This window comes from Paraburkholderia sp. MM5482-R2 (assembly GCF_050436125.1).
In the GTDB taxonomy this organism is placed as follows: Bacteria; Pseudomonadota; Gammaproteobacteria; order Burkholderiales; family Burkholderiaceae; genus Paraburkholderia; species Paraburkholderia tuberum.
This window is the reverse complement of sequence record NZ_JBNDLP010000002.1, coordinates 2,010,459-2,031,920: the sequence shown is the minus strand read 5'-3', so window position 1 is coordinate 2,031,920 and position 21,462 is coordinate 2,010,459. Positions and strand designations below refer to the sequence as shown.

The following is a 21,462-nucleotide window of genomic DNA, read 5'->3' as shown; positions in this document are numbered from 1 at the left end:
AGCGGTTCTTATTGACCCAGCGAGACTCGCGTCCTCCACCGTCAAGGCCGATCGTCAGCGATTTCTTCGCCCGTGACCTCGGCTAGGCGCAATGTCAGCATATTTTACACATAAGTTGACATTGTCAGATTTAAATCGTACATTGCTGACATTGGAGGGCGCTATGTCTGACGGACCATTCAGAAATGTCGCATTAACTAGTCGTTGGAAGGTATACGGCCAAAAGCTGGTTAGCGACGCCACGAGCGCTGAAGAGCGCATGGCGCAGGCTTGCCACAGCATGATTCGCGACGTAGACATGAAGACCTTCCATCCCCTTTTCGGCGAACTCAGAGCACATGCCCAGCGCCCCCAAATGGATCTGGACCCTGCGGCAGCGATCGAGACGATCTTTGATCGCCACCCCAGGTCGTTTCTGTCCGAGTCTCTGAACAGGCATTTGATCGCCAATCTCAGGGATCAGATTTCGACGAAGCAAGCACTTGATCAAGCGTTGGGGAACACGGCAAGAGAATGGATCGGCACCACTAAGAATCGGCTCGACGAACACTGCATTCGTGCCCGCGATCTTGGAGACATGAAGCGCGAGGATTATCGAAAGGGCCTTGAGCGAAACCACGAAACCTTTTCTGCCATGAAGCCTGATGAGCTCTGCGCTGCTTTGGCCTCCGGTAACAAGCGCGCATTTGGCGAAGCGCTCCATAAGAAAAGCGGCGTAGATGAGGGCCCTGAAGAATGAGCACTAGCGTCAAAAAACCAGCTAGATCGGAAAAGCGTCTGGTTGTCCTCGAGAATGGGCAGAAGCGCGGTCGTGCCGTCCCGAAGGATGCCGAAATCGCGGAAATCGGCCAGCACATCCGCTTTGATCCGTCAGCTCTCGATAGCTTCGACGTTGAGGGGTGCAAGCCAATTCACTACGATATGCTCGTTCTCTGTGCCGCCGTGGAGTTCGCTGATCGTCGCTGGAAGCGGCCGCTGGGCTGGCGGCGCATCTTACATGTGACTCTTCCCGTTGCCGCCCCCGAGAGTTGGCAGCAGCCGGAGGTTCTGAACAGCCTCCAGGGCGTCTTGAACCATCTGACCGGCGACACGTGGCAATTCACCTTTGTGAAAACGAAGGCGCCCTCGCCAATCGGCTCGCGACAGATACCTTTGGACTTTGGTAAGACCAAGACCTTTGCTGTTGCCTACAGCAATGGTTTGGACTCGCGCGCAGTATCGGCCTTGAGCGGCGCAAGGGACGAAGCCCTTTGTATCCGGGTCGCTGGAAATTACCAGCGCCCCAAGGACGGCGATAGCTACTTCACTCAGATTCCCTTCGAGACCAAGGAATACCGTGGCAGCGAGAGTAGCTTCCGCTCACGCGGATTTCAGTTCGCAGCGGTAACAGCGATTGCCACGCAGCTCTCGAACGTGACTCGGATTGTCGTTCCAGAGAGCGGACAGGGAGCGCTTGGACCGGTGCTGCTTCCGCTGTACAACGTTTACCCTGACTATCGCAACCATCCGACGTTCTTTCGAAAGATGGAGCAGTTCATCAGGGCATTGCAAAACTACCAGGTCAGTTTTGAGCAACCGCGCCTTTGGTTCACGAAAGGCCAAACACTAAGCGCATTCTTGCACATACCTGGAAAGTCTAAAGAGCATCTGACGAATACTCGATCCTGCTGGCAAACACGCCGAGTAGTTAATGTAGGTGAGAAGAAACAGTGTGGCCTGTGCGCTGCCTGCCTGCTGAGGCGCTTGAGTCTGCATGCCGCCGGAGTCACAGAGACTCGCGACACCTATATTGTGTTCGATCTTGCCGCCTCCGATGTGGGAGATGCTTTGTCGGTCATCCCTCAGAAGGCCGATAGAGACATCATGATCGAATATGGAAGCGTCGGTGCGCGCCATCTGCAGCATCTTGCGGACATGGCCGGTCGACCCGACGACGGTCTTCGCGCGTACGCTTCGCAAATCGCGATCGCGACCGGGGAAACATATGAGGAAACTTTGAAAAAACTGAAATGGATGTTGGCATCACATGCCAAAGAATGGCGAGCATTTCTGTCCGCTCAAGGGCAACAAAGCTTCCTGAACAACTGGATGGATGGAGGACGCTATGGCTGATCTAAATGAGCTGACCTCACAGGAAATTGGACGCCGCCTGCGAATAGCACGAGAGAACGCAGCCATTCGGCAAGAGGATGCAGCCCAAATCATCGGCGTTTCCCGCCCCACTCTCGTATCCATCGAGAAGGGCGTACGCCGCGTGCGTATTCAGGAAATCCAGTTGCTCGGCCGCCACTACGGCGTATCAGTGAACGCTCTGCTCCGCCGGGAAGCCGTTCACGTCGACTTATTGCCTCGCTTTCGAAAATTGCGTGAAACAGAAGACGCGCAAACCGCTGATGCTATCCGGCTATTCAACGACTTGATTAAAGCGGATGTTGAAATGGAGAATATACTGGGCATTCAGCGCCGACGAAATTATCCGCCGGAGCGCGGCCTCAATGAGGGCGACGTCACGGCACTTGCCGAAAAGCATGCCAAGGAATTGCGCGACTGGCTTGGTCTTGGCTCTGGACCGATTGCCGACATTTTCTCGGTAATCGAGCTGGATCTTGGCATCCGCCTGTATCAGCGTCGCCTTGCTTCCAACTCGAAGATTGCGGGCCTCTTCAACTACGATGAAAGCATTGGTGCCTGCATTCTTCTCAACGCTAGTCATCCGTTACCCCGGCGCATCCAGTCCGCGGCGCATGAGCTCGGCCACTTCTATGGGACGCGTCAGACTCCGGAGGTGCTCGAAGAAGATGAGAAATTCCTGTCACGCGACGAGCGCTATGCCAACGCTTTTGGTCGTACTTTCCTGACGCCGGCCGAGAGTTTCTCGGAAAGCTTCCGCCAATTGAAGCAGATCACTGGCAAGACGACCCGCCGTCTAATAATTCTCCTCGCCCAACAGTACAACATATCGCGACAGGCGTGCTGCCTCCGGCTCGAGGAATTAGGGCTTGCCAAGAAAGGTACCTGGGTCTGGTTCGAGAACAATGGCGGCATCACCGATGAGCACGCTCGGGAGGTTCTCGGCGAAATGACTGAACGCCGAGATCCGGCGAAAAGCGATGCCGACCGTCCCATCTCCCACCGCCTGAGCTTGATGGCACATGCCGCCTGGAAGCGCGAATTAATGTCGGAAGGACAATTGGCGGAGTTACTAAAGTTAGGCCGAGTGGAAGTACGCGGCATTATCGATCAAATCGAGCTTGAGGAAAGGGATACGGATGAACTGCTCAAGCTCCCGGATTGATATCGTGAACCAATGGGTTCTCGACACCAGCGTACTGATTAACCTTCACGCGTGCAAATATGGTGAACGAATCCTCTCGGCCATCCCGAACGACATTCTCGTTCCCGAAATCGTCGCGGGAGAACTGGAACATGAGAGAAGCCGTAAAAATGGCGAGTACACCTTTCTGCAGGCGCTTGTGGCAGATCGAATCGTTACTGTCGTCGGTCTAACCGACGCTGAGTATCTGATTTTCCACGAACTTACTTCGACGTCTCCGTCGCTGGATGATGGTGAGGCCGCGACGATTGCCATCGCCGCCTCCAGGCAACTTCGACCGGTTATTGATGAACGAAGGGAGCGAATACGCGCCGGCACACTGCTGCCAGCGTTAGTGCCGCACTGGTCGCTAGACCTTCTTTGGCATCCGACGGTCATCGCCACACTTGGTGTCCAACATGCTGTAGACGCGCTATATCACGCCCTACGCGATGGCCGCATGCGGATTCCCTCGGAAAATGCGGATGAAGTTATTGCACTCATAGGCGTAGAGCGGTCGCGCGACTGCACTTGTCTCCCCGGGTATCGCGAACGATTTTCTGGCAGTCAAAACCATCAAGATGGTGACGTCACCGCGTTGACGGAGCGCTAAAAATAACTACTGCGCCAACTCTTCACCCACGTCGATCGGCCTTTGCAAGCGCATACGGCGGGAAGGCAGATGTCGAGGTCGAGGGAAAGCAAGGTGATTATCTTCGCGCTCAGGCAGTTGAAAGACGCCTCAGGAAGTACGCTGCGCACTCCTTCTCGAAGTCTTTGCTGTTCCGTCCCTGTGGCACAATGAATTTGTCTGGAAAATATATCTTGTCCCCAATGTCGCTCGATACACCCGCCGAAACTACCAAAGCCAGTCCGCCCGTTGAGCATCGTCCTCCCAGTGGGGCAATCGTCTTGCGACCGGTCTCCGGAAATGTCAGACCTAGTGAGGATCTCCGCGCGATACAAGGGAAAGTCGTGGTTTGGTGGTTCGGCGGCATAGTTCAGAACCGCCGCGATGAAAGCGTGCCCAAAGTCGCAGTGTTCCTCCGAACGCTCGACAAGGACAATGTACCCCGAGCATGGCAGCAAATTAGCGTGGCGTTGACCCACTTGGGCATTCTGCGCATTGGGACGGTTTGGCAAAATGGAGTTTGTATTGGCAAAGCTGAACAAGACGATCTGCGTGCCGAGAACGAGTTTACTCCAGGGGAATGGAGTTTTACCTCTCCTGACGAGTGTTTGTATAAAGGTGAACCGAGCCCCCTGTCCGGCTCCGACTACCCGCTCCGGTATCAACGCGACAGGAATTGGTTGATTAGCTTCCGCTTGCCCAACGGAGGCAATCTTCTTGTCCCATGCATCGAGTTTTTGACCCGATGTTATGGCCGCTCCCAGGAAGTGCCTCGCATACTTACAACGTATCGTTGGGAAGAAGCTGCGAACCGCTTTTTCGCTCCATTCGACGCGACAGCGGTCGAGCCAGGGTACTGGCCGATCAGATTACGCAAGCGTCTGCACAACGGAGACACGGTATTCCTCGCCCATGCATTGCACGACGATTTCGCGCGAAACGCAGCAAAGAGCATTTTCACTCAGATCAGCACTGCATTCAACCGCGGCGACTCGTACGCTTTCCCCAAAATAGGCCCGTGGTTCTCGGGCACAGCAACGATCAAGGTCCGTGGCCACTGGATAAACAATGGCCGGACGTTTTTGGCTCTTCGCGTCGATGGCTTGACAGAACCAAGCGGCATTCCACTACAGCGCGATAGGGAAAATTCGAACAAAGTGGAAAATCCGGCGACAGGCAGCGGCATCGGAGAAGCGTGGAAAGGAGCACCGGGCCGTCACATCGTTCGCCCCCCAGAGATCGTGGACCTCACTGATGCTAATGCCCCGCAGTTCGGGGCCGCGTCGACCGACGTGGTCGAAGACGACTTCGAAGTATTGGGAGAAAAGCGGGCAGTTAAGGATTATCGCCGCTACCAAGCGGAAACATCCGCAGGGAAACGCAGCGATGGGCGCAATCCAGACTCGTTCTCAAGTGGAGAAGTCCGCGGTGCCGGGACTGACACCGGCCATGCTTCCATTCACGCGCATGTGGCAATGGAATCCGAAGGCACACTACGTGACATGTGGAATGCTCTCCGAAAACTCCCAACGTCACATCCCGATCAGGTTCGCAGCGTTGAATGGTACACGCACGAGAATGGTTTCAGAAGCAGCGAGCCACCACAACTCGTCGCGCTTACACCGTTTGACAAAGACGACAAGGACATTACAACGAAGAAGCGCAACTGGCTTTTCTTCGATGTCGAACACCGCCTTCCTCGCGGCATACTTGTAGCGCGCGTTGTTAGCCCCAAAAAGGTAATTTACATCGTTGAAATTCAGAGGCGTCCGCGAATTGCGAAAGGAGATGATGGCACGGAAACTGGTGCGGAAGAAAGTTTCCAAGGTCTGGTTTTCGAACTTCACGATGAACTTACGTTTCTCGACTGGCTGAATTACTTGCTGTCCGAGATTAGGCATGTCGTCGGTATCGTAAAAAATCTGACAGCTCCATGCCCTGGCAATGCTTTTTCGTTCAGGCACGTACGGTCCGGCGACAAGCATCCAGGTCAAGCTGCAGTGAGAAATGCTCTCGAGAAACTCGACATCAAAGTCTGACAACAAATCAATCCTTGCATTGTGCAAGTCAGCGTAACATTGGACCGGCTGACTCCAGACTCATTTTTTTCCAAAAAGCATCCAACGGGTCCTGCATGTGCCAAGCGACGGACACAGAGGTCAACTTTCAACGCGAACTGCTGGAGCGGGTAGAAACTGAGAATCCCTGCCCCGTTTGATCGCGAATTGTTTCGCTCCACGTACTACTGCATAGCCCGGTCATTATCTTCCCCTGCCCGACGTGCATGCTGGCCGGGAGCGACCGATTTCACGCCTCTATTAGGTCTGTCCGTCGCGCGAGCACACGCCACCGTCCGCGTGTCTTCGATCCTCTCGCCACGCACGTAAAGCGTTAAATGGCTCAACAACAAGCAAAGCCGTCAGTCATAACGTACTCCACACTGCCGCCGCGATGACGAGAAAGTACATTTCCGGGTTTGTTGTCAATACCGATTCCCGTGCATTCGCGCTTGAGCCATATGCTCATAGCTTGCAAACCCACTAGCAGGCCATACGGATCGCCAACTGGCGCGCTCGCTCCCGGAGCTCCATGTACAAAAAGCAACACGGATTGTATCCAATCATAAATCTGCCTTTGGGTCGCCGCATCGAGGTCTTTCAACAGTTCAGTTTCCGTTACAGTGTATGGATCATTCGATCCTGAGATGAAAGGTCCGAGCGGCGCTCGATGACAATCGATTCTCGGAAAGCAAGGTAATGACTGGGTATGGACGAATCGGACAAACTGATCGTAGGCTTCGTCTTGAGAGATCTTGACCGCTCTCTCCGCTGCATAGTTCAGAAGGACGAATGACCCCGTTCCAGAATGTGTCGAGATTTTTTCGTACCCGGCAGATGTGTAGTGGGTTCGTTCGCTTGTTAGATACATAGTTTGCATTTCTGACGTGACCTCTTGATACGAGAACCGCTACCCCCAAACAAGACAGCACAAGACCATCTGGCAATCCGCCTGCATTTATTGCGGGTGAAGCTATCAAACCGAAGCGGAAGACTCGACCTTTAGTGGTTTCGACGTATACGCCACCGCGTCAATATGAAAGAACTGCGGCCTGTCGTGAAGCTTCACTGGGAACGTCGGCTCGTGAGTAAGATCGTCCAGCAGCGCCGAAACCGCACTATCGCTGAAAACAACAAAGTTGGTACCACCCGCATGCTGAACGGAGGAGAAAATCACACCACCGAAATCGCCCGCGAGTTTGTGACGAATAAACTCGACCATCGCTTGTGTCGTGATATAACCGGTTTCGCCTTCGCGCACTGGCTTAGCGATGACCTCCGGCAGATGGAGCAACAATTCACGGCAGATCTGTCGCTCTTCATAGTCCTCGTACCAGTAGCCCAGCTTCGTTGGAGCCCTGAAGTTCTTAAAATTTCGGAAATCAAAGAACCTGATGGGACGTGTAGTCTCGAATAGACCAACCGCTACCGTCACGTCAAGGCGCCCAGTCGTCGCGTCCCTCAAACCCGCGTCGCGTCCGGGTTTCGCATTTCTTTCGGAAACGAAAAAACGAAAATAACGGGATCGTATGCGATATGGATACGACAACGTCGTCACCAGCACTACGGGCTCTGCCGGGCAGCACACTCGCACGACTGTGGAATGCTGCGCCGGATTGCTTGGCATCTCCCCTGGAATCGTTGCCGCATTTGCTTGTTTCCTGATACTGTTCTGCGCGAGAGCGATGAGGTTTACCCCAATCCAAATATAGAATTCCCATGGGACCGAGCGGCGAGGCCAAATCAACAGTGCGTGCACCGAGCGCGCCCAACCCTGCAACGAAACGCAATACCAGCGACCCCGGCGACGCCACGGAGCGCAATTTCCGGTATCAGCATGCGTACGGGGTCATGCTTATGGTTGCGGCCCGGCTTGGGACGCGACCGTACACCGCGCTGTGGTGCGAACATCATGAGGACTTTCTCGCCGAGAACGGCCAGGGCATCTTCGATGCATACCAGATCAAGACATCACGCCCGGAACGCGGCGCCTGGGACTTGGCCGATAGCGAACTGACAAGGTCGATCGGGCGCTTCGTTGATCTCATAGCGGAATTCGGCGACCGGATTGGTCACGTCTACTTCGTCTCCAATACAGAGTTCGACGAGCCAACGCCGGCGAGTACAGACCAGAAACGACGCGGGCGCAGTCCACGTCTATTCCTCGAGCATATCCGCCAGTGTCCCGGCAGGGCCGAAATATCATCGCCCTTTGACGGCGCTTTCGACGAACTACTGGCCACCTGTGGCTGTGAGGTCGACGAATTGCTGCTCACCCTGCACCGCATGGATCTGATTCTCGGTCCGTCGCGTGGCGAGTTCGATGCCGCGTTGTCACACGAACACATTGCCCGGCTGCCGATCTGCCGCGAGTTCATTGCTGAACAGCTCGATACATTCAGGGACAGCCTGGTTGCACTCGTCCATCGGGCCGCATCCCTTCAGGTGAGCGACCCCATCAGGCATCTGCGTGCACTCATCGATCCTGTGGATCCCGATCCAGTCCTGCTGGCCAAGCGTATCGACATCGCACAGGCGCTGCTGGCTGTACCTTCGTCAGCCGGGAAACCCTCCTTCCGGTTTCCGGGCAAACCGACGATCGATCTCAATGCGGGCCTGAAGACCAGCGTGCTGGAACAGAAGCTCGTTGCAGCTGGATTGTCAGAGGATGTTGACTACATGCTTGCGCGTGCACGTGCGGCCGAATATAACCTTCTCGAAGAAGCAACCCGATACCCTGAAAAGTTCCCCGAGCGACTCCAGCAGATTGAGCAGCGCGTGCATGGGGAACTGTCTGAAGCCAATCTTCGCGCGCGCCAGCGAGACGCACCCTACGGCCCCTCGATGCTGATTGACGTCCAGGATCGTCTTCGAGATCTTGCCTCGCAGCACGCGGGACAAGTCTTCAACCAGAGCTATGAATGTCTAGTCGGCGTCGCAGGCCTGCTAACCGGGGAATGCCGGGCATGGTGGGGTCCACGGTTTTGGACTTGCCCCTGCATAACCGGACATGCAGTCACGCTTAGGTTGGTGAATTTGCTCGCTGGCGAAACTCGCGTGGTGAGCAGTATTTCAGGGCGCTGTGCGGATGCGACTCGTTGTAGTGGTCAAACGCGATGGCCAGGTTCTGCAACGCCGTTCTCGCGTCCGGCTTGGGCATCCCTCTCTTCATCGTTTTGACGAAGCTTTCGACCATCCCGTTGCTCTGCGGACTTCTGACCGGAGTCGTGATAGGTTTCAGGCCCACTTTTTTCGAGAAGGTGAGCGTCTCCTCGGCAATGTAGCAGGAACCGTTGTCGCTGAGTCATTCGATTTCGTTGTCGGCCTTCAGTGCACCATCGAAACGGTTTTCCACAGCCTGAAGCATAACGTCACGCACCATGTCTCCGGTGTAGCCCCCGGTGGTCGCGCAGCCCAGCTCATGGCCTCCCGGTCGCAGCAGTCCAGTGCAAAGATAACGCGCAGCGGCGAGCCGTCATCACAACGGAACTCGAAGCCGTCCGAGCACCAGCGCGCATTGCTCTGGTCCACCGCGACCCTGCCGTCGTGCCGGCGAGTTGACTGGGGATGGCGCGGCCGGCGTTCGAGCAGCAGACCATGGGTATGCATGACCCGATAAACCCGTTTTGCATTAACGCGAGGCTGCCCATGTGCGTCCCGATTTCGCCGTAGCAGGGCCCAGGCGCGTCGGTAGCCGTAAGTAGGCAAATCAGCAACCAGCCCTTGAAGTTCCGCCACGAGCGGCATGTCGTCGCGGGCGGGCGTCTTGCGCCTGTCGACCCATTCAGCGTCGCGCTTTGATTTCACCGCGAGATTAGAGCGCGACACACCCAGGACTTCACAGACCGTCTTCATCGGTCGTCCCCCGGCGGCAATGGTGAGCGCGCAATCAATTTTTTTGCCCGGCCGTACTCCACTGCTTCGCGGAGGATTTCCACTTCCATCGTCCTCTTGCCCAGCAGCCGCTGGAGTTCACGAATCTGCTTCATCGCTTCGGCCAGGTCCGACGCCGGCACCACCTGCTCGCCGGCACTGACTGCTGGCAGGCTTCCGTCCTGATAGAGCTTGCGCCAGGCGAATACCTGGTTTGCATTCACCTGATGACGACGGGCGACTCCGGAAACGGTTGCTCCGGGCTCGAAGGTCTCGCGCACTATCGCGAGCTTCTCCTCGACAGAGCGCCGACGGCGCTGTTCGGGTTGGGTCAGAACTTCAATGGGTTCCACGTTAGAGCTGGGCTTAAACATAGGCGTAAGACTACCTCAAAGTTTAAGCGTTACCTTGTGTCCGGTTTTCGCGGGGGCCGGCCCACCTACTTCGTGCACGTACTCACCGAACTACCGCAACGCGAACCGCGTGCCGACGTGACTGACCTCCTGCCGTTCAACTACGCAAAGCTCACCGCAGCCGCTCGTTGAGCTTGATCTGGCCGACGCATTCGAAGCGCCTTGCCGATCGATGCGCTGCCGTATTGCATGTCGCCTTCCGTATATCCCTATGAACTCGGTGTGCTAAATCGCGCGCTTACCATTGATCACGCGCGAGCGTGAACTTTACGCCCTGTTCGATTTCTCGCGCTTCACCTCGCGGCGTCTCCTGCAGTTCGGTTTCTTGATGGGCCACGCGCCGGTCGTAAAATTCCAGGTCGAAACCACCGAAGTGATTTGCAAGGTCTTGACCGTAGTCATTTGAACCGGGATGTGTGTTGGACTGTGATTTAAAAGAATAGCTCATATCATTTACCGTAACTGAGTGCGCCCTCTTCGTCAGACACTTGAAGGAATGCCTGCAATCGCGCGAAGTCGCCCAAGTCCCGACGCTGCGCCGATATCGCCTGCACAGACGCGGACAGGACCATGATCGGCTTGAATCCGAACTTCGTTATTGCACGATCAACAGCATGGCAAATAATGCACCCCGAATGTCGCTACAAACTCGGCTGAATGACAAACCGATTTAAGAAGTAGTAACCTTTTTGTCGTTTGTTCGGGAATATCGCGAGATACTTACACAAAAAAAGAGCTACGTTGCCGAAGCAGCATAGCTAAATCCCTCACTTCAAAATCCGAATTCAGACCAGATCAGCAGCATCTGGTTTGAAAATCTTGGACAACTTCTTCCAGTCGCTGATGCGGCCGATCGTCGTCTTGAACGTCATCATCGGCAGGTAGTAGCGGATATACCAGACCAACAGCACCAGGTTGACGTAGAGACACCCGACGCCCATGTATGGCGTGAACATCTTATCGAAACGATGGTTCAGGATGATTGCGTTGTACCAGACCACAAACGACACCGGCAGCAGGACCAGTAGCCCGATCGGCACGAAGAGGCCAAGCACGAGAGACAGGCCGCCCAAGATCTCAAGCGTCTTCACGATGTGGAAGAAGTGCGTGTGAACCATCGTGACAAGCAATTCATTCGACGCATGGAGCGTGCCGAACGGCTGCGGAAAGATTGGTCCCATCCCGAGTACGGTGCGCCAATAGCTGGTGCCGCTCACCACCATCCAACCGCCGAGATACAGGCGACAGAAGGTCAGAATAATTTTGCCGACGAGTTGAGCCGTCGTCCTACGATCATCGTTAGACATATATGCTTTCACCGTTTTGTTTACGACCCGCTTATTTGGAGCCCCGCTTTTGCGCGGCAACCTCAGTGTTCGCCGCCTGTTCTTGCACCGGAGCCGTGAGACGATCACGTCGAATGATCCAGCCCGACCCGTCGAGCTGGAATACATCAACGACGTCTTGTGCGGCCTGACCGCGCGCGGCGCCAATCGTGTGGTAGACAGCGACGTCAAAGCCTTCAACGATAATCTTCTTCACGTGATCGGGGATCGGCTCGCCATCCCGGTGATCGACGGTCTGGGGCGCGGTATCAATCGCTTTAGCCGAGAAGTATTCCTTGTAGGCCTCGCTCCCATGGCCCTGCGCATAGGCCATGTCCATAAATTCGTGAACGACCTCATGGGGAAGTTTGCCGGTGCCTGCGTGCCACTTCCAACGTGGATCCGAATGGAGATCGTGCGCAATCCAGCCGACGAAAATGAATCCGACAAGCATTGCTGCTACACGTCCCGTCCAACTATCGAGCCATCCATCTGCTTGCGCGATGAACTCGGGCGACGAAAGACCACCCTGAATGTTTGACATCCTTTCTCCTTGGCACATTGCAATAGGAACCTTGAGCCCGCTGCCCCGGTCCGCGTTTTGTATTCAATTTAGCATATCTAATGCTATAGGCAAACAAGAAGCCTTGTAAACGTGGGGAAAACCCGATTTTGACTTCCGACCCTAAGAAAAATGAGTCCCTATTGCACATTACTTTGCATCGCTAAGTAACAAAGTCATGCCAAATGGATCACGCGACTGTCATCTAGTGGATACCCTTAAGCAACATTTTGGTGCTTTTTCCACACAACTTATGCAACAAAGAATATCATTTTGAATTCGTACACCCCATATCTCGGCGTGTCACGGTGGGTCGGCAGCCCGCCCTACGACCAATATCAATTTTTGGAGGCTTCCAGTGCGTAAACTTATTACCTGCGGCGCAATTGCCGCAGCAGCATTCGCGCCGATGATGGCTCAAGCGCAGCAGAGCAGTGTCACACTGTATGGCGTGGCCGATGTGTTCATGGGTTATTTTGCCAACTCCAATGGGCAGCACGTCATCAGCATGAACAGCGGTGGTGCAGGTGGTTCGCGCTGGGGCTTGAGGGGCCAGGAAGATCTCGGTAACGGTCTATCGGCAATCTTCACCCTCGAAAGTGGCTTCAATATCAACAACGGCACCTCAGGCCAAAGCGGCCGTCTGTTTGGTCGTCGTGCGTTTGTCGGCCTGCATAGCGCACAGTACGGCGAGTTGATCGCCGGTCGCCTCCAGACGATGGGTTACGATTGGGGTGGCACGTTCGACCCGATACTGCTCGCACCGGGATCCCCGCTGGGTTCGATCGGCGGTGAGAATCCGCGTCCGTGGCTGTTCAACATGCTGCAAGACCCGGCACGGTCGGACAATTCGATTCAGTACACGAGCCCGACATTTCGCGGCTTGACCGGCACGCTAACCTATTCTTGGGGTGATCCCTCCGATCCGCTGACGGCTCAAGCCTACCAGCGGCACTTCGAACTCGCGACGCTGCGGTATGAAAACGGCCCCCTGATCACGGAATACGGTTTCGGCCATAGCCTTCAGAACCAAGCTGCCGTGGCTCGCAATACGTACGAAAATGTCCTTGGCATCCGCTACAACCTGAATTTCATGGAATTGTATGCCTCGGGCCAAATCCGTACCAACGATCCAGGCTTCGTTGACAAGGGGTGGCAGGTTGGCTTCACGGTCCCGACCAGCCCTTTCGGCACGGTCCGCGTCTCGTATGGCGAGCTGAGCGACCAGAATCTCACTGCGAGCGGCACACAAATCACGACGCCGGTTAAAGTCGGAGACTGGTTCATCCGTTCCGCTGCTATCGGCTACACCTACTCGGTTTCGAAATCCACTATGCTCTATGGCTTCGTCAAGAAGCTCTGGAATAGCGGTATCGCAAGTCAGTCGATTTACCCCCCGGGGGGCTTGGCTACTACCGGTCAGCACTCGAATGTGACGGCTATCGGTCTGGGCATGTCGACGCGCTTCTGAGCGTAGTTGCTGTTGCAATTGAAAACCCGCCGAGCGAACTGACCCCACGAAGTCGGACAGTTAAAATCTGGCGGGCCATCAAGGCCTGAGTCCTTTTCTGAATAGGACTTAGGCCATTAATTTTTCCTGACGCGTTCGTGGTTGTTGTAGTGGATGTATCTATCCAGCGCGCGTGCAATTGACCGGCGCACGCAAAACGTTCGAGCCCGGCGGATTCAGACTGAGCGCGCCGAAGAGGCTTTCCATGGCCGCCTTATCGAGGCAATCGCCCTTGCGGGACATGCTTTGCACGTGGCTGCGGCGGTCCTGCAGTTGACGATAGGCTGACGTGCAGCGGTGTCAGCACTGGTCTGAACGCTGCAGTGGCCACTCCTTGCGTGGGAGTGCGGTCTGTGCGTTCTTCAACCTCCGCTGGCCAGTTCGTAGCTGAGTCGCTGATCCATCCGGAAGCAACGATTTCTCCGTTGTATGAATCCATCACCGGCGACACATAGAAGCTTCGGCCCGTCGACGTTAAAGCCGGCTACATCGGAACCCACTTCTGGACGGGCCACCGGCGCGGTACTTGATCAACTGTCCAGCCTGCCGGATCGCCTCCATGACATGCACATCGCCGTAACGCGCCCGTGATGATCATAGTCGCTCCGGAGCTCGACTGTGAGGTCCGCGTACCGGACGCTCGTCCCCAGAGTAGCGTCCCTGAAAAGGCTCGATGCGCTGCTGCAGGCAAAGCACCGACGGCCTAAACCGGGCATCGTGGCCAATGACCTTAGTGCACTGGCCGGCCAGGCGATGTTCCCGGTAGCTCGCCCCCGGGTCGGATCGCCCTGCCACCCATGCCATAACGCGCGGCCGACGTTCGTGTGCTCGCGCCCGGCTCCAGATACCACTGAACTATCTGCCGCCGAAACTGCTCGTTGTACTTTGCATCCAAAGGCCGGATCAATATCCAACTACAGGGGCGCGGTTCACGCGAGCGGTCTTTCCAGTCGAGGATCGCCGCGGTCAATGGCGCGCGCCACCCGCAGGAGTGGCAGTCTCTGCACGCCGTTGTGCGACGATCGCGCCTGCGCGTAACGCGCTTTCAGGGTAGTGAGACCAATCGTCGGACTGATCGTAGCCCGCCCGCTGCCATTCGATCACCTCGGCGCGCACCTGGGCGCGCGTCAGCGGCGCTGTGGAATCGTACGGTTGGGCGAGCGCCGCAACGGACGCAAAGCAGCACGCTGCGGCAAGGGCGCCGAGCGCAATACGCGGAAGAGAGGTCATGGCAAGGCCTTTTTTATCGGGGATATCCCTGAGAGTATAGGCGCTGTCTTGACAAAAAAAAGGCAGATCGAAACAACATTCATTCTGCCTGATGTGTACCGGCGAGACCCTCGAAATGTGGCTCCAGCAAGCGGCGCGCCGACTTGGTGCCCTACTTCCTGCGCCGCCGAGGCAAGCTTCGACAGACCGCCGGCTTCGCCGCAGTCCTTCGTCCAGGCGCGAATTTGTACCTTGCGGCCATGGCCGGCCCGAGGTGTTTGATGGATCGCCTAGCATCGAGCCACGCCGCAATTGTCAAAGGAATACGCGGCGCAATCTTCTGGCTGCCGTCCATCACAAAGGGACGTGAAGGGCGGGAAGCCCGCGTCGCGTCTTCAATGCGGCAGAGTGGATGTCGGGCACCGTCGTCGCTTCTTCACGACATGCGACGTTATGGAAAACGTCGGGACGCTTGAAATCTGCTTCGCCAGTTTCGCATTCCGGCAATACTGCTTCTCGATGACCGTCAGCGAGATGATCCGCACCGTTCATCCCCCTGCAATTCGGAAAGGCGAACGAGGTCAAACTGAATCCGTGAAAACAGATCTTCTGCTTTCGCGTTTGTAATGTCTCTTGCAAATTGCTTCCAGAGTCGCCCTCGATCTCACGCCGACGCGACGGTGCACCTGACGAGCGCATCGCCCCTCGCCGCGTCAGCTTATGCATCCATCCCGCTGGTCGCCCCATAAACACCAACATGATCAAAGATTGCGACGACCGGATGAATCCGCCTTTCCTTTCCTGCTCTACCGCTCTCAGGGCGCGTTCAGCGGCATGGTTGTCGATCTCGACTATCCCCTCCTCGACGTACATTGTAAGCGCGGGCCACTGGTTGAGCGCGTAGTTGATGGCTTTGGCGGTATCGCCTTTCTGCGAAATATGACTCAATGTCGAGCGCAGCCAGGTCTCGAGGGCGTCGAGTAGCGGACCCGCCTGCTCCTGACAGACACGTCTTCGCACGTCCGTGGCTTGCCGCGGATCGCGGGCTCAATTGCATACAGCTCGCCTCCGGTGTAGCGCCCAGCCCTTCGGTATTCCGCCTCCTTGCACCATCCGGTTCTCCGGGCTCAGTTCAGTGCCTGGGCTTTTTCTCTTAACGGTTAGGCCCGACGGTATCGTCCGCAAAGTCTAGTCGACAAGCAGATCGGGCCGAATGTGAAGCATGCGAAGCGCACATCGCGATCGTGGCCATCATAATGGCTAGCCTAAACTCCGCCCGAAATTGTCGCTGACTGCGGGTGCGCATCCGGCGCTCATCGTTTTAACCGAGGTCACTTACCGCAGCTCGGCACCTTCATCGTTCGGAAGACGGAGGAACGCAGGCATTGACAGACAACTCAACGCCCCGACGATAAAGAACATCATCGGAAAATCGCTCATCGTCAAATGCTCCGCACTATGCCCGTGAGCCCGCGCACTAAACGTCAAGCAGGAAGCGCATAGTGCGACACCAATACTCATCGACGTCTGCTGCATCATAGTTGAAAGTGCTGTTGCCTTGCTCATGATGGCCTTCGGGACGCCGGAATATCCGACCGTATTCATCGTGACCATTCCAAGCGAATTGAAGATGCCAGCCGCGAAGAGCACGGCGCACATGAAATAGATCGACGTTCCGGGCGAGAACAAACCATAAGCAGCAAATGCGGCACCTGACAGTACCGTCGCTGCAATCATAAGAGGTTTGAATCCGAATCTATTAATCGCCCGTCGCATAATTGGCCGAATCCCAAAGGCTCCAACCGAAAGCCAGGCACTCGTCAATCCGGCCTGAATAGGCGTGAATTCCAAACCGACTTGCAAAAGCAGCGGAACGAAAATCGGAGACGATCCGACCGCTATTCTTAATGGCATACCGCCGATATTTGTGATACTGAATGCTTTATATCGGAACAGGCTGGGCGGAATGATCACGTCAGCACGATCTCGACTATAGATCCAATAGGCGATTGATGCCACGATACCAATGCTTGTAACAAAAATTGTAGCGCTCAGAGAAACAAAATTGTGCCCGATAGTTTCCAGGCCGCAGACCACTCCAGAAAGTCCGATCGCCATCAAAACAAAGCCGGTGACATCAAACGGTTCCCTTTTTTCTGATCGCGAATCCGGCACAAACTTTAGTGACAACAAGATCCCCAGCACGCCGAAAGGGATGTTGAGCAGGAATATCCAGCGCCATGACGCCAGCGTGACGATGAAGCCTCCGAGGAGCGGTCCCAAGACACGACCGATGGTCCCAGGCACAGTAAACCAGACCATCGCCATTACCAAATGTGCAGGCGGAATGCTGCGCAAGAGAATCAACCGGCCGACTGGCACCATCATTGCGCCGCCAAGGCCCTGCAATACCCGGAACAGAACTATTTGAGTGATAGAAGTTGCGGCTCCGCACAGTGCCGACGCCACCGAGAATATCGCAACTGCCGAACAGAAAACACGGCGGGTACCGAAGCGATCCGTGAGCCAACCGCTCGCGGGCAGAAACAGCGCTAAACTTAAAAGATACGCGGTGATGGCGAAGTTGAGGTGAAGTATCTCGACGTTCAACGACGTAGCAATCGATTGAAGTGCCGTGCCCAATATCGACGTATCGATTGCCTGCAAAAACATCGGCACAGCGACGATCATAGGAATCAGTCGCGTCTGCCGAGAGGGCGACGCCGTTTTGGCGTCCTGCTTTGCCCCGAGGATTATATTTTCGTCACTCACCGAATTATCTAACGCTTTGCTATCTGACGCCGATAGGTATCGAGAATTATGGGATCGTAGTTCCGGAAGAATTGCTCTCTGACGGGCTCCGTCATAGATTCCATCCTTGCAATTTCCTTTGGCGAGAGGCTCTGAACGATCATTCCATGATGTGCAAGTGTGGCTCTATCTGCCTCGGCCTGTTCTCGAACCAGGTCGCGTTCATAGCGCCCTGCTTCCACCGCTGCGTGTTGCAGAACATTCCGGTCCCCAACCGACAACCTTTGCCATATTGCGGAGTTAGCAACGACTGCAATCGCGCTATAGGAATGATTCGTCACCGTCACGCTCGACTGAACATCATACAGATGGCCAACCAGGATTTGGGAGTAAAAGTTGTCTTCGGCCTCCACTCGTCCCGACTTCAGAGCCGGATATAGATCGGGATACGGAAGACCAACGACCTTGGCACCTAAGGCCTTAAACGTCTCCACAAACGCCGGTTCCGGAATCACACGAACCGGACGGTCAGTCAGATCATTAGCGTGTTTGAACGGCTGCCCCGACGTCGTGATCTGCCGGAATCCGTTTTCCCACCAAGCGAGACCCGTCAGTCCATGGCCTTGGAGACGCGACAGCAATTCCCGGCCAAAGGGACCGTCCAGCAGTTCATGCGCCTGGCGATCGCTGTTGACCACGAACGGAAGGTCCATGATTTCGAATTCGCGTTCGAGATGACGCAGCGCCGGCGTAACCAGCAGCATCATATCGGGAGCACCAGGCCCCCCCTTTTGCAATGCCTTGATCTGGTCTTCGGGCGATCCAGGAACCGTCGCTCGACTTACTGTCACTGCCAGGCGTCCGTTGGACTCCTCGTTGACGAGTTCCGCGAACCGGATCATGCCGCGCACTGTCGGTTGATCCGAATTCAGGGGCGACCGATATTCCATGATCGTAAGCGTTTGCAGCGGCTGTGCATGTACCCATATCGGCTGTGCAATCAAAAGCGTTCCGAGCAGCGCCCCGGTAATGTGATTGCAAATATGCTTTAGCGACCATATCGACTTGGAACGTGTAAATCGCTTCGTCATGTTTCCAGCGTCCTTCGAGACGGTGAAGTGAAGGTACGGGTGCGCTGTGGACGGCGCGTCAATCTTTATATCGCCTTGATACCGCGGCCCGGATCATCATCGCCAAAACAATGATCCCGGCGCCCAGGGGCGGACCATAATCATAAAGACGTAGATGACGCACGAAGAAAATTGTCGAAGTGGAAATTACAATCAGCGTGACCGCCACTACAACCATAAAAACAACAACGAAGTCCCTCTTCACGACTCACCCCTCGGCTCAAGTCCTTCGCGTTTCATCCCGTCCCAAAACCAAAACGGCTGCGCCTTTATACGGCAAAAATTTGCATAGTATCCACCGTATGCCAGCAAGAGTGCGCCGTTCAGGAACAACTCCTGAAGGCCAGTGAACAATTCACGCGGATCAGGCGAGACGAAGAGATTCAGAAAGACGATCGTCGTACTGATACCCGCCATGACGATCAGCGCAAGCGGCACCCCTATATCGAGTAGCAGCGACGTACCGAGTATGACCTCAACATACTTGATCATTTGATAGAACCCGACGTCCGCCATCGCACCGATATACGCACCAACTTTGCCTGCGTGGCTGAAATCCGGCACGTATCTAAAAATTACGTAATAAAGTCCTGACTCAAGATAGTGGAACGCGAAATACAACCTCCCCCACATGACTAGGTACTTCCACGGTGATTCGTGTGCCATCTTCATCGTACTTTCCTTTGATACAGATAAAAAGACTACGTCACCTATGCGAGGCAGCGAACCCTCACTTGGGGTAATCAGTTGCAATTTCGTATATCCGATTTACAGACTTACGCGACGTCCGGCCAGCAAATGCTCGACAACGCCTTCCAGTCGACGATACGGCCGATCACCGGCTTGAACATCACCATCAGGAGCAGTACCTGGTGTGCCACACCATCATGTACTGGCACCTTTGCGGAAGCCTCGTCCATGAACTCCGGTAAAGATTTCATGCCGGAGCTTGCCTGTGTCCGCGTACGAGTGCCAATGCGGGCCGAAGTGGAACTCGTGAGCGATCTGCACGATGAACAAGACCCCCAGAAGTGCGACGCCCCACATCCATGCAAACTGTCGAACCAGGCGCTTACTCGGGTCGCAGTGTGCTGCTCGAGCAGAGTTCCCGGTGGCGAACCAAACATACTCCCCGCGGGGCTCAACGAAAGAAAATCGCCCGCAGCTTTTGTATTCAATTTAGCCTATCTAAAGTATAGTATATCGTCGCGCCGCGTGGACACAGGGAAAACCCCCATTCTAATTCCGACAGCTCATTCCGGGGGGCAGGCGCAGGTTTGGCGAAAAAATTCGCTCAAATTCCGATACTCCTCGGGAATGTTAACCAGGTTAAACCTTGAGGGCCGGGCCGTGCGTGCATGGTATATCTTCTTGCCTACGATATTGCCGGCATAAAGAGCTCGCTATCGAGTGTGTCTGCGGTAATCAGAAGCAGGCTACTTACGGATTCGATGTGTTTTCGATTTGGTAGCGAACATATTCGATTCCGCAAGCCGCGAAGTGTCGTTCGCCAGTCCTGCCCTTCGGACAAGCGTCAAAATTAAAACGATCAGGAGACTATCTCTCGTGAAAAGGACCAGGTACAGCGCGCTATGCGCAGTCGCTTTACTCGCGGGCACCAACTGGGTTTATGCCCAATCCAGCGCAACCTTGTACGGCATCGTCGATGACAGCCTGAGCTACAACTCCAACTCCAATGGGCACTCGCTCTGGTCACTAGCCAGCCAAAAGCGTTGGCCGAACATGTTGGGGATGACCGGAACAGAAGATCTGGGCGGCGGTCTGTCGGCAGTCTTCCGATATGAAACCGGTATCCAGTTGAATACTGGCGGTTCGTACACGCGTCAAACCTGGGTTGGCCTGTCGGACAAGAAGTACGGTGTGCTCACGTTGGGCAAGCAGTATGACGCCGCTTACGGTATCGTGCCGTTCACCACGGCGATCGACAACTCGACGACGGCGGCGCACGCCGGCAATTACGACCGCGGTACCGGTCTGACGCTGAACAATACGATCAAGTACCAAAGTGAGCCGATTGCCAACACGCGCGCGATGCTGTTCTACAGTTTCGGCTCGCCCGACTCCGGGACGACGAACACGGGCCGGGGTGTCGGCGGCAACCTCGTCTACTCCAACGGTCCGTATAACCTGTACCTCAGTTATCAGAGCATCAACGGCACGACGATTAACCCGGCGACTGACATCGGGGTTCATCGCATGTTCGGCCAGAATTTTTCGGCGCGAAGTTTCCTCCTCGATCACAGCAATGTATTGGGTGTCGGCGCGATGTATCGGACCCAAGACCTCAAGGTAACGGCGACGTTCACGCAGACGAAAATGGCGTTCCACGACATCACCGAAACGATGTCGAGTTACGAAGTCGGCGGTCGCTATAACGTCATGCCCGACGTCATCGTCCAAGCCGCCTATTCCTACTCGACCATGGACCAATACAAGTGGAACGTGTTTGCTGTGTCATCGGCGTATCTTCTGTCGAAACGCTCGCAACTCTTCACCACGCTTGTGTATCAACAAACGGGCGGCGATGGTCAGGTCGCTGTTCTAAATGGAGAATCGCCATCCACGACGAACAAGCAGCTCGTGTTGCGTGTCGGTATCCTGCATAAGTTCTGATTTGCTGAAGCCCGGGGCGGCCGTGGAGGCCCCGTCGCAATACGTTCTACATAG

Annotated in this window: 18 protein-coding genes and 3 pseudogenes; 8 read left to right on the top strand and 13 right to left on the bottom strand. The window is 55.5% G+C overall.

Translation table 11 applies throughout. The annotated features are described in order from the left end of the window. The first annotated feature begins 163 nt into the window (after positions 1 to 163). The 5 genes from OKW37_RS12210 to OKW37_RS12190 all read left to right on the top strand — a co-directional run bounded on the left by OKW37_RS12210 (position 164) and on the right by OKW37_RS12190 (position 5,983). Entirely contained in the window at positions 164 to 739 is a 576-nt protein-coding gene (locus OKW37_RS12210) for a hypothetical protein (protein ID WP_429355413.1), read from the top strand. Beyond that, entirely contained in the window at positions 736 to 2,112 is a 1,377-nt protein-coding gene (locus OKW37_RS12205; protein ID WP_429355412.1) for a 7-cyano-7-deazaguanine synthase, read from the top strand. Before OKW37_RS12210 ends, OKW37_RS12205 begins: the two co-directional genes overlap by 4 nt. After that, the gene (locus tag OKW37_RS12200) at positions 2,105 to 3,295 is read left to right on the top strand and encodes an ImmA/IrrE family metallo-endopeptidase (RefSeq protein WP_429355411.1); all 1,191 of its coding nucleotides are present in this window, start codon (positions 2,105 to 2,107) and stop codon (positions 3,293 to 3,295) included. Before OKW37_RS12205 ends, OKW37_RS12200 begins: the two co-directional genes overlap by 8 nt. 4 nt (positions 3,296 to 3,299) lie before the next feature. After that, on the top strand, positions 3,300 to 3,926 hold the full coding sequence (locus tag OKW37_RS12195) for a DNA-binding protein (protein ID WP_429406269.1): 627 nt from the start codon (positions 3,300 to 3,302) through the stop codon (positions 3,924 to 3,926). A gap of 212 nt (positions 3,927 to 4,138) precedes the next feature. Continuing rightward, entirely contained in the window at positions 4,139 to 5,983 is a 1,845-nt protein-coding gene (locus OKW37_RS12190) for a hypothetical protein (RefSeq protein ID WP_429406271.1), read from the top strand. Positions 5,984 to 6,344: 361 nt separating this feature from the next. Here the strand turns inward: OKW37_RS12190 and OKW37_RS12185 are convergent, their stop codons facing one another. Further along, positions 6,345 to 6,605: a hypothetical protein gene (locus OKW37_RS12185; protein ID WP_429406273.1), complete on the bottom strand. Its 261-nt coding sequence runs from the start codon at positions 6,603 to 6,605 to the stop codon at positions 6,345 to 6,347. 372 nt (positions 6,606 to 6,977) lie between these two features. After that, entirely contained in the window at positions 6,978 to 7,628 is a 651-nt protein-coding gene (locus OKW37_RS12180) for an RES domain-containing protein (RefSeq protein WP_429355407.1), read from the bottom strand. A 92-nt stretch (positions 7,629 to 7,720) separates the two neighbouring features. Here OKW37_RS12180 and OKW37_RS12175 point away from each other — a divergent pair. Continuing rightward, positions 7,721 to 8,098, top strand: a pseudogene (locus tag OKW37_RS12175) (dsDNA nuclease domain-containing protein); the annotation flags it as partial. A gap of 925 nt (positions 8,099 to 9,023) precedes the next feature. Here OKW37_RS12175 and OKW37_RS12170 read toward each other — a convergent pair. From OKW37_RS12170 to OKW37_RS12155, 4 genes and pseudogenes are all read right to left on the bottom strand, one after another. Continuing rightward, positions 9,024 to 10,248, bottom strand: a pseudogene (locus tag OKW37_RS12170) (IS3 family transposase). A gap of 277 nt (positions 10,249 to 10,525) precedes the next feature. Continuing rightward, positions 10,526 to 10,735, bottom strand: coding sequence for a hypothetical protein (locus OKW37_RS12165; protein ID WP_184062782.1), 210 nt, complete (start codon positions 10,733 to 10,735; stop codon positions 10,526 to 10,528). Between the two features lie 337 nt (positions 10,736 to 11,072). Next, on the bottom strand, positions 11,073 to 11,594 hold the full coding sequence (locus OKW37_RS12160) for a DoxX family membrane protein (RefSeq protein ID WP_429406276.1): 522 nt from the start codon (positions 11,592 to 11,594) through the stop codon (positions 11,073 to 11,075). A 31-nt stretch (positions 11,595 to 11,625) separates the two neighbouring features. Continuing rightward, on the bottom strand, positions 11,626 to 12,156 hold the full coding sequence (locus tag OKW37_RS12155) for a hypothetical protein (RefSeq protein WP_260321307.1): 531 nt from the start codon (positions 12,154 to 12,156) through the stop codon (positions 11,626 to 11,628). Between the two features lie 376 nt (positions 12,157 to 12,532). Between OKW37_RS12155 and OKW37_RS12150 the strand changes: the two genes are divergently transcribed. Next, positions 12,533 to 13,645, top strand: a complete 1,113-nt coding sequence (locus OKW37_RS12150) for a porin (RefSeq protein ID WP_184062784.1) — start codon at positions 12,533 to 12,535, stop codon at positions 13,643 to 13,645. A 1,005-nt stretch (positions 13,646 to 14,650) separates the two neighbouring features. Here OKW37_RS12150 and OKW37_RS12145 read toward each other — a convergent pair. The 7 genes and pseudogenes from OKW37_RS12145 to OKW37_RS12115 all read right to left on the bottom strand — a co-directional run bounded on the left by OKW37_RS12145 (position 14,651) and on the right by OKW37_RS12115 (position 19,715). Next, a complete protein-coding gene (locus tag OKW37_RS12145; protein WP_184062786.1) occupies positions 14,651 to 14,914 on the bottom strand; it encodes a DUF4148 domain-containing protein in 264 nt (87 codons plus the stop codon). A 771-nt stretch (positions 14,915 to 15,685) separates the two neighbouring features. Next, positions 15,686 to 15,960 (bottom strand): annotated as a pseudogene (locus OKW37_RS12140) (IS66 family transposase); the annotation flags it as partial. Between the two features lie 268 nt (positions 15,961 to 16,228). Further along, the gene (locus OKW37_RS12135; RefSeq protein ID WP_429406279.1) at positions 16,229 to 17,584 is read right to left on the bottom strand and encodes an MFS transporter; all 1,356 of its coding nucleotides are present in this window, start codon (positions 17,582 to 17,584) and stop codon (positions 16,229 to 16,231) included. 89 nt (positions 17,585 to 17,673) lie between these two features. After that, a complete protein-coding gene (gene dctP, locus OKW37_RS12130; RefSeq protein WP_184062790.1) occupies positions 17,674 to 18,735 on the bottom strand; it encodes a TRAP transporter substrate-binding protein DctP in 1,062 nt (353 codons plus the stop codon). A 58-nt stretch (positions 18,736 to 18,793) separates the two neighbouring features. Further along, entirely contained in the window at positions 18,794 to 18,979 is a 186-nt protein-coding gene (locus OKW37_RS12125) for a hypothetical protein (RefSeq protein ID WP_429355402.1), read from the bottom strand. Further along, positions 18,976 to 19,446 (bottom strand): hypothetical protein, encoded by a 471-nt coding sequence (locus OKW37_RS12120; protein ID WP_027197791.1) that lies wholly within the window; start codon positions 19,444 to 19,446, stop codon positions 18,976 to 18,978. The genes OKW37_RS12125 and OKW37_RS12120 overlap by 4 nt, the downstream gene beginning before the upstream one ends. Positions 19,447 to 19,550: 104 nt before the next feature. Continuing rightward, a complete protein-coding gene (locus OKW37_RS12115; RefSeq protein ID WP_429406282.1) occupies positions 19,551 to 19,715 on the bottom strand; it encodes a hypothetical protein in 165 nt (54 codons plus the stop codon). Between the two features lie 559 nt (positions 19,716 to 20,274). Here OKW37_RS12115 and OKW37_RS12110 point away from each other — a divergent pair. Next, positions 20,275 to 21,408, top strand: coding sequence for a porin (locus OKW37_RS12110; protein WP_429509828.1), 1,134 nt, complete (start codon positions 20,275 to 20,277; stop codon positions 21,406 to 21,408). The last annotated feature ends 54 nt before the right edge of the window (positions 21,409 to 21,462 follow it).

Excerpts from the sequence above, each read along its gene's own strand:
- OKW37_RS12180 (WP_429355407.1), bottom strand. The coding sequence starts at position 7,628 with ATGCCAAGCAATCCGGCGCAGCATTCCACAGTCGTGCGAGTGTGCTGC.
- OKW37_RS12120 (WP_027197791.1), bottom strand. The coding sequence starts at position 19,446 with ATGAAGATGGCACACGAATCACCGTGGAAGTACCTAGTCATGTGGGGG.
- OKW37_RS12115 (WP_429406282.1), bottom strand. The coding sequence starts at position 19,715 with ATGAAATCTTTACCGGAGTTCATGGACGAGGCTTCCGCAAAGGTGCCA.
- OKW37_RS12135 (WP_429406279.1), bottom strand. The coding sequence starts at position 17,584 with ATGATCGTCGCTGTGCCGATGTTTTTGCAGGCAATCGATACGTCGATA.
- OKW37_RS12155 (WP_260321307.1), bottom strand. The coding sequence starts at position 12,156 with ATGTCAAACATTCAGGGTGGTCTTTCGTCGCCCGAGTTCATCGCGCAA.
- dctP (WP_184062790.1), bottom strand. The coding sequence starts at position 18,735 with ATGACGAAGCGATTTACACGTTCCAAGTCGATATGGTCGCTAAAGCAT.
- OKW37_RS12160 (WP_429406276.1), bottom strand. The coding sequence starts at position 11,594 with ATGTCTAACGATGATCGTAGGACGACGGCTCAACTCGTCGGCAAAATT.
- OKW37_RS12205 (WP_429355412.1), top strand. The coding sequence starts at position 736 with ATGAGCACTAGCGTCAAAAAACCAGCTAGATCGGAAAAGCGTCTGGTT.
- OKW37_RS12200 (WP_429355411.1), top strand. The coding sequence starts at position 2,105 with ATGGCTGATCTAAATGAGCTGACCTCACAGGAAATTGGACGCCGCCTG.
- OKW37_RS12210 (WP_429355413.1), top strand. The coding sequence starts at position 164 with ATGTCTGACGGACCATTCAGAAATGTCGCATTAACTAGTCGTTGGAAG.
- OKW37_RS12165 (WP_184062782.1), bottom strand. The coding sequence starts at position 10,735 with ATGAGCTATTCTTTTAAATCACAGTCCAACACACATCCCGGTTCAAAT.
- OKW37_RS12145 (WP_184062786.1), bottom strand. The coding sequence starts at position 14,914 with ATGACCTCTCTTCCGCGTATTGCGCTCGGCGCCCTTGCCGCAGCGTGC.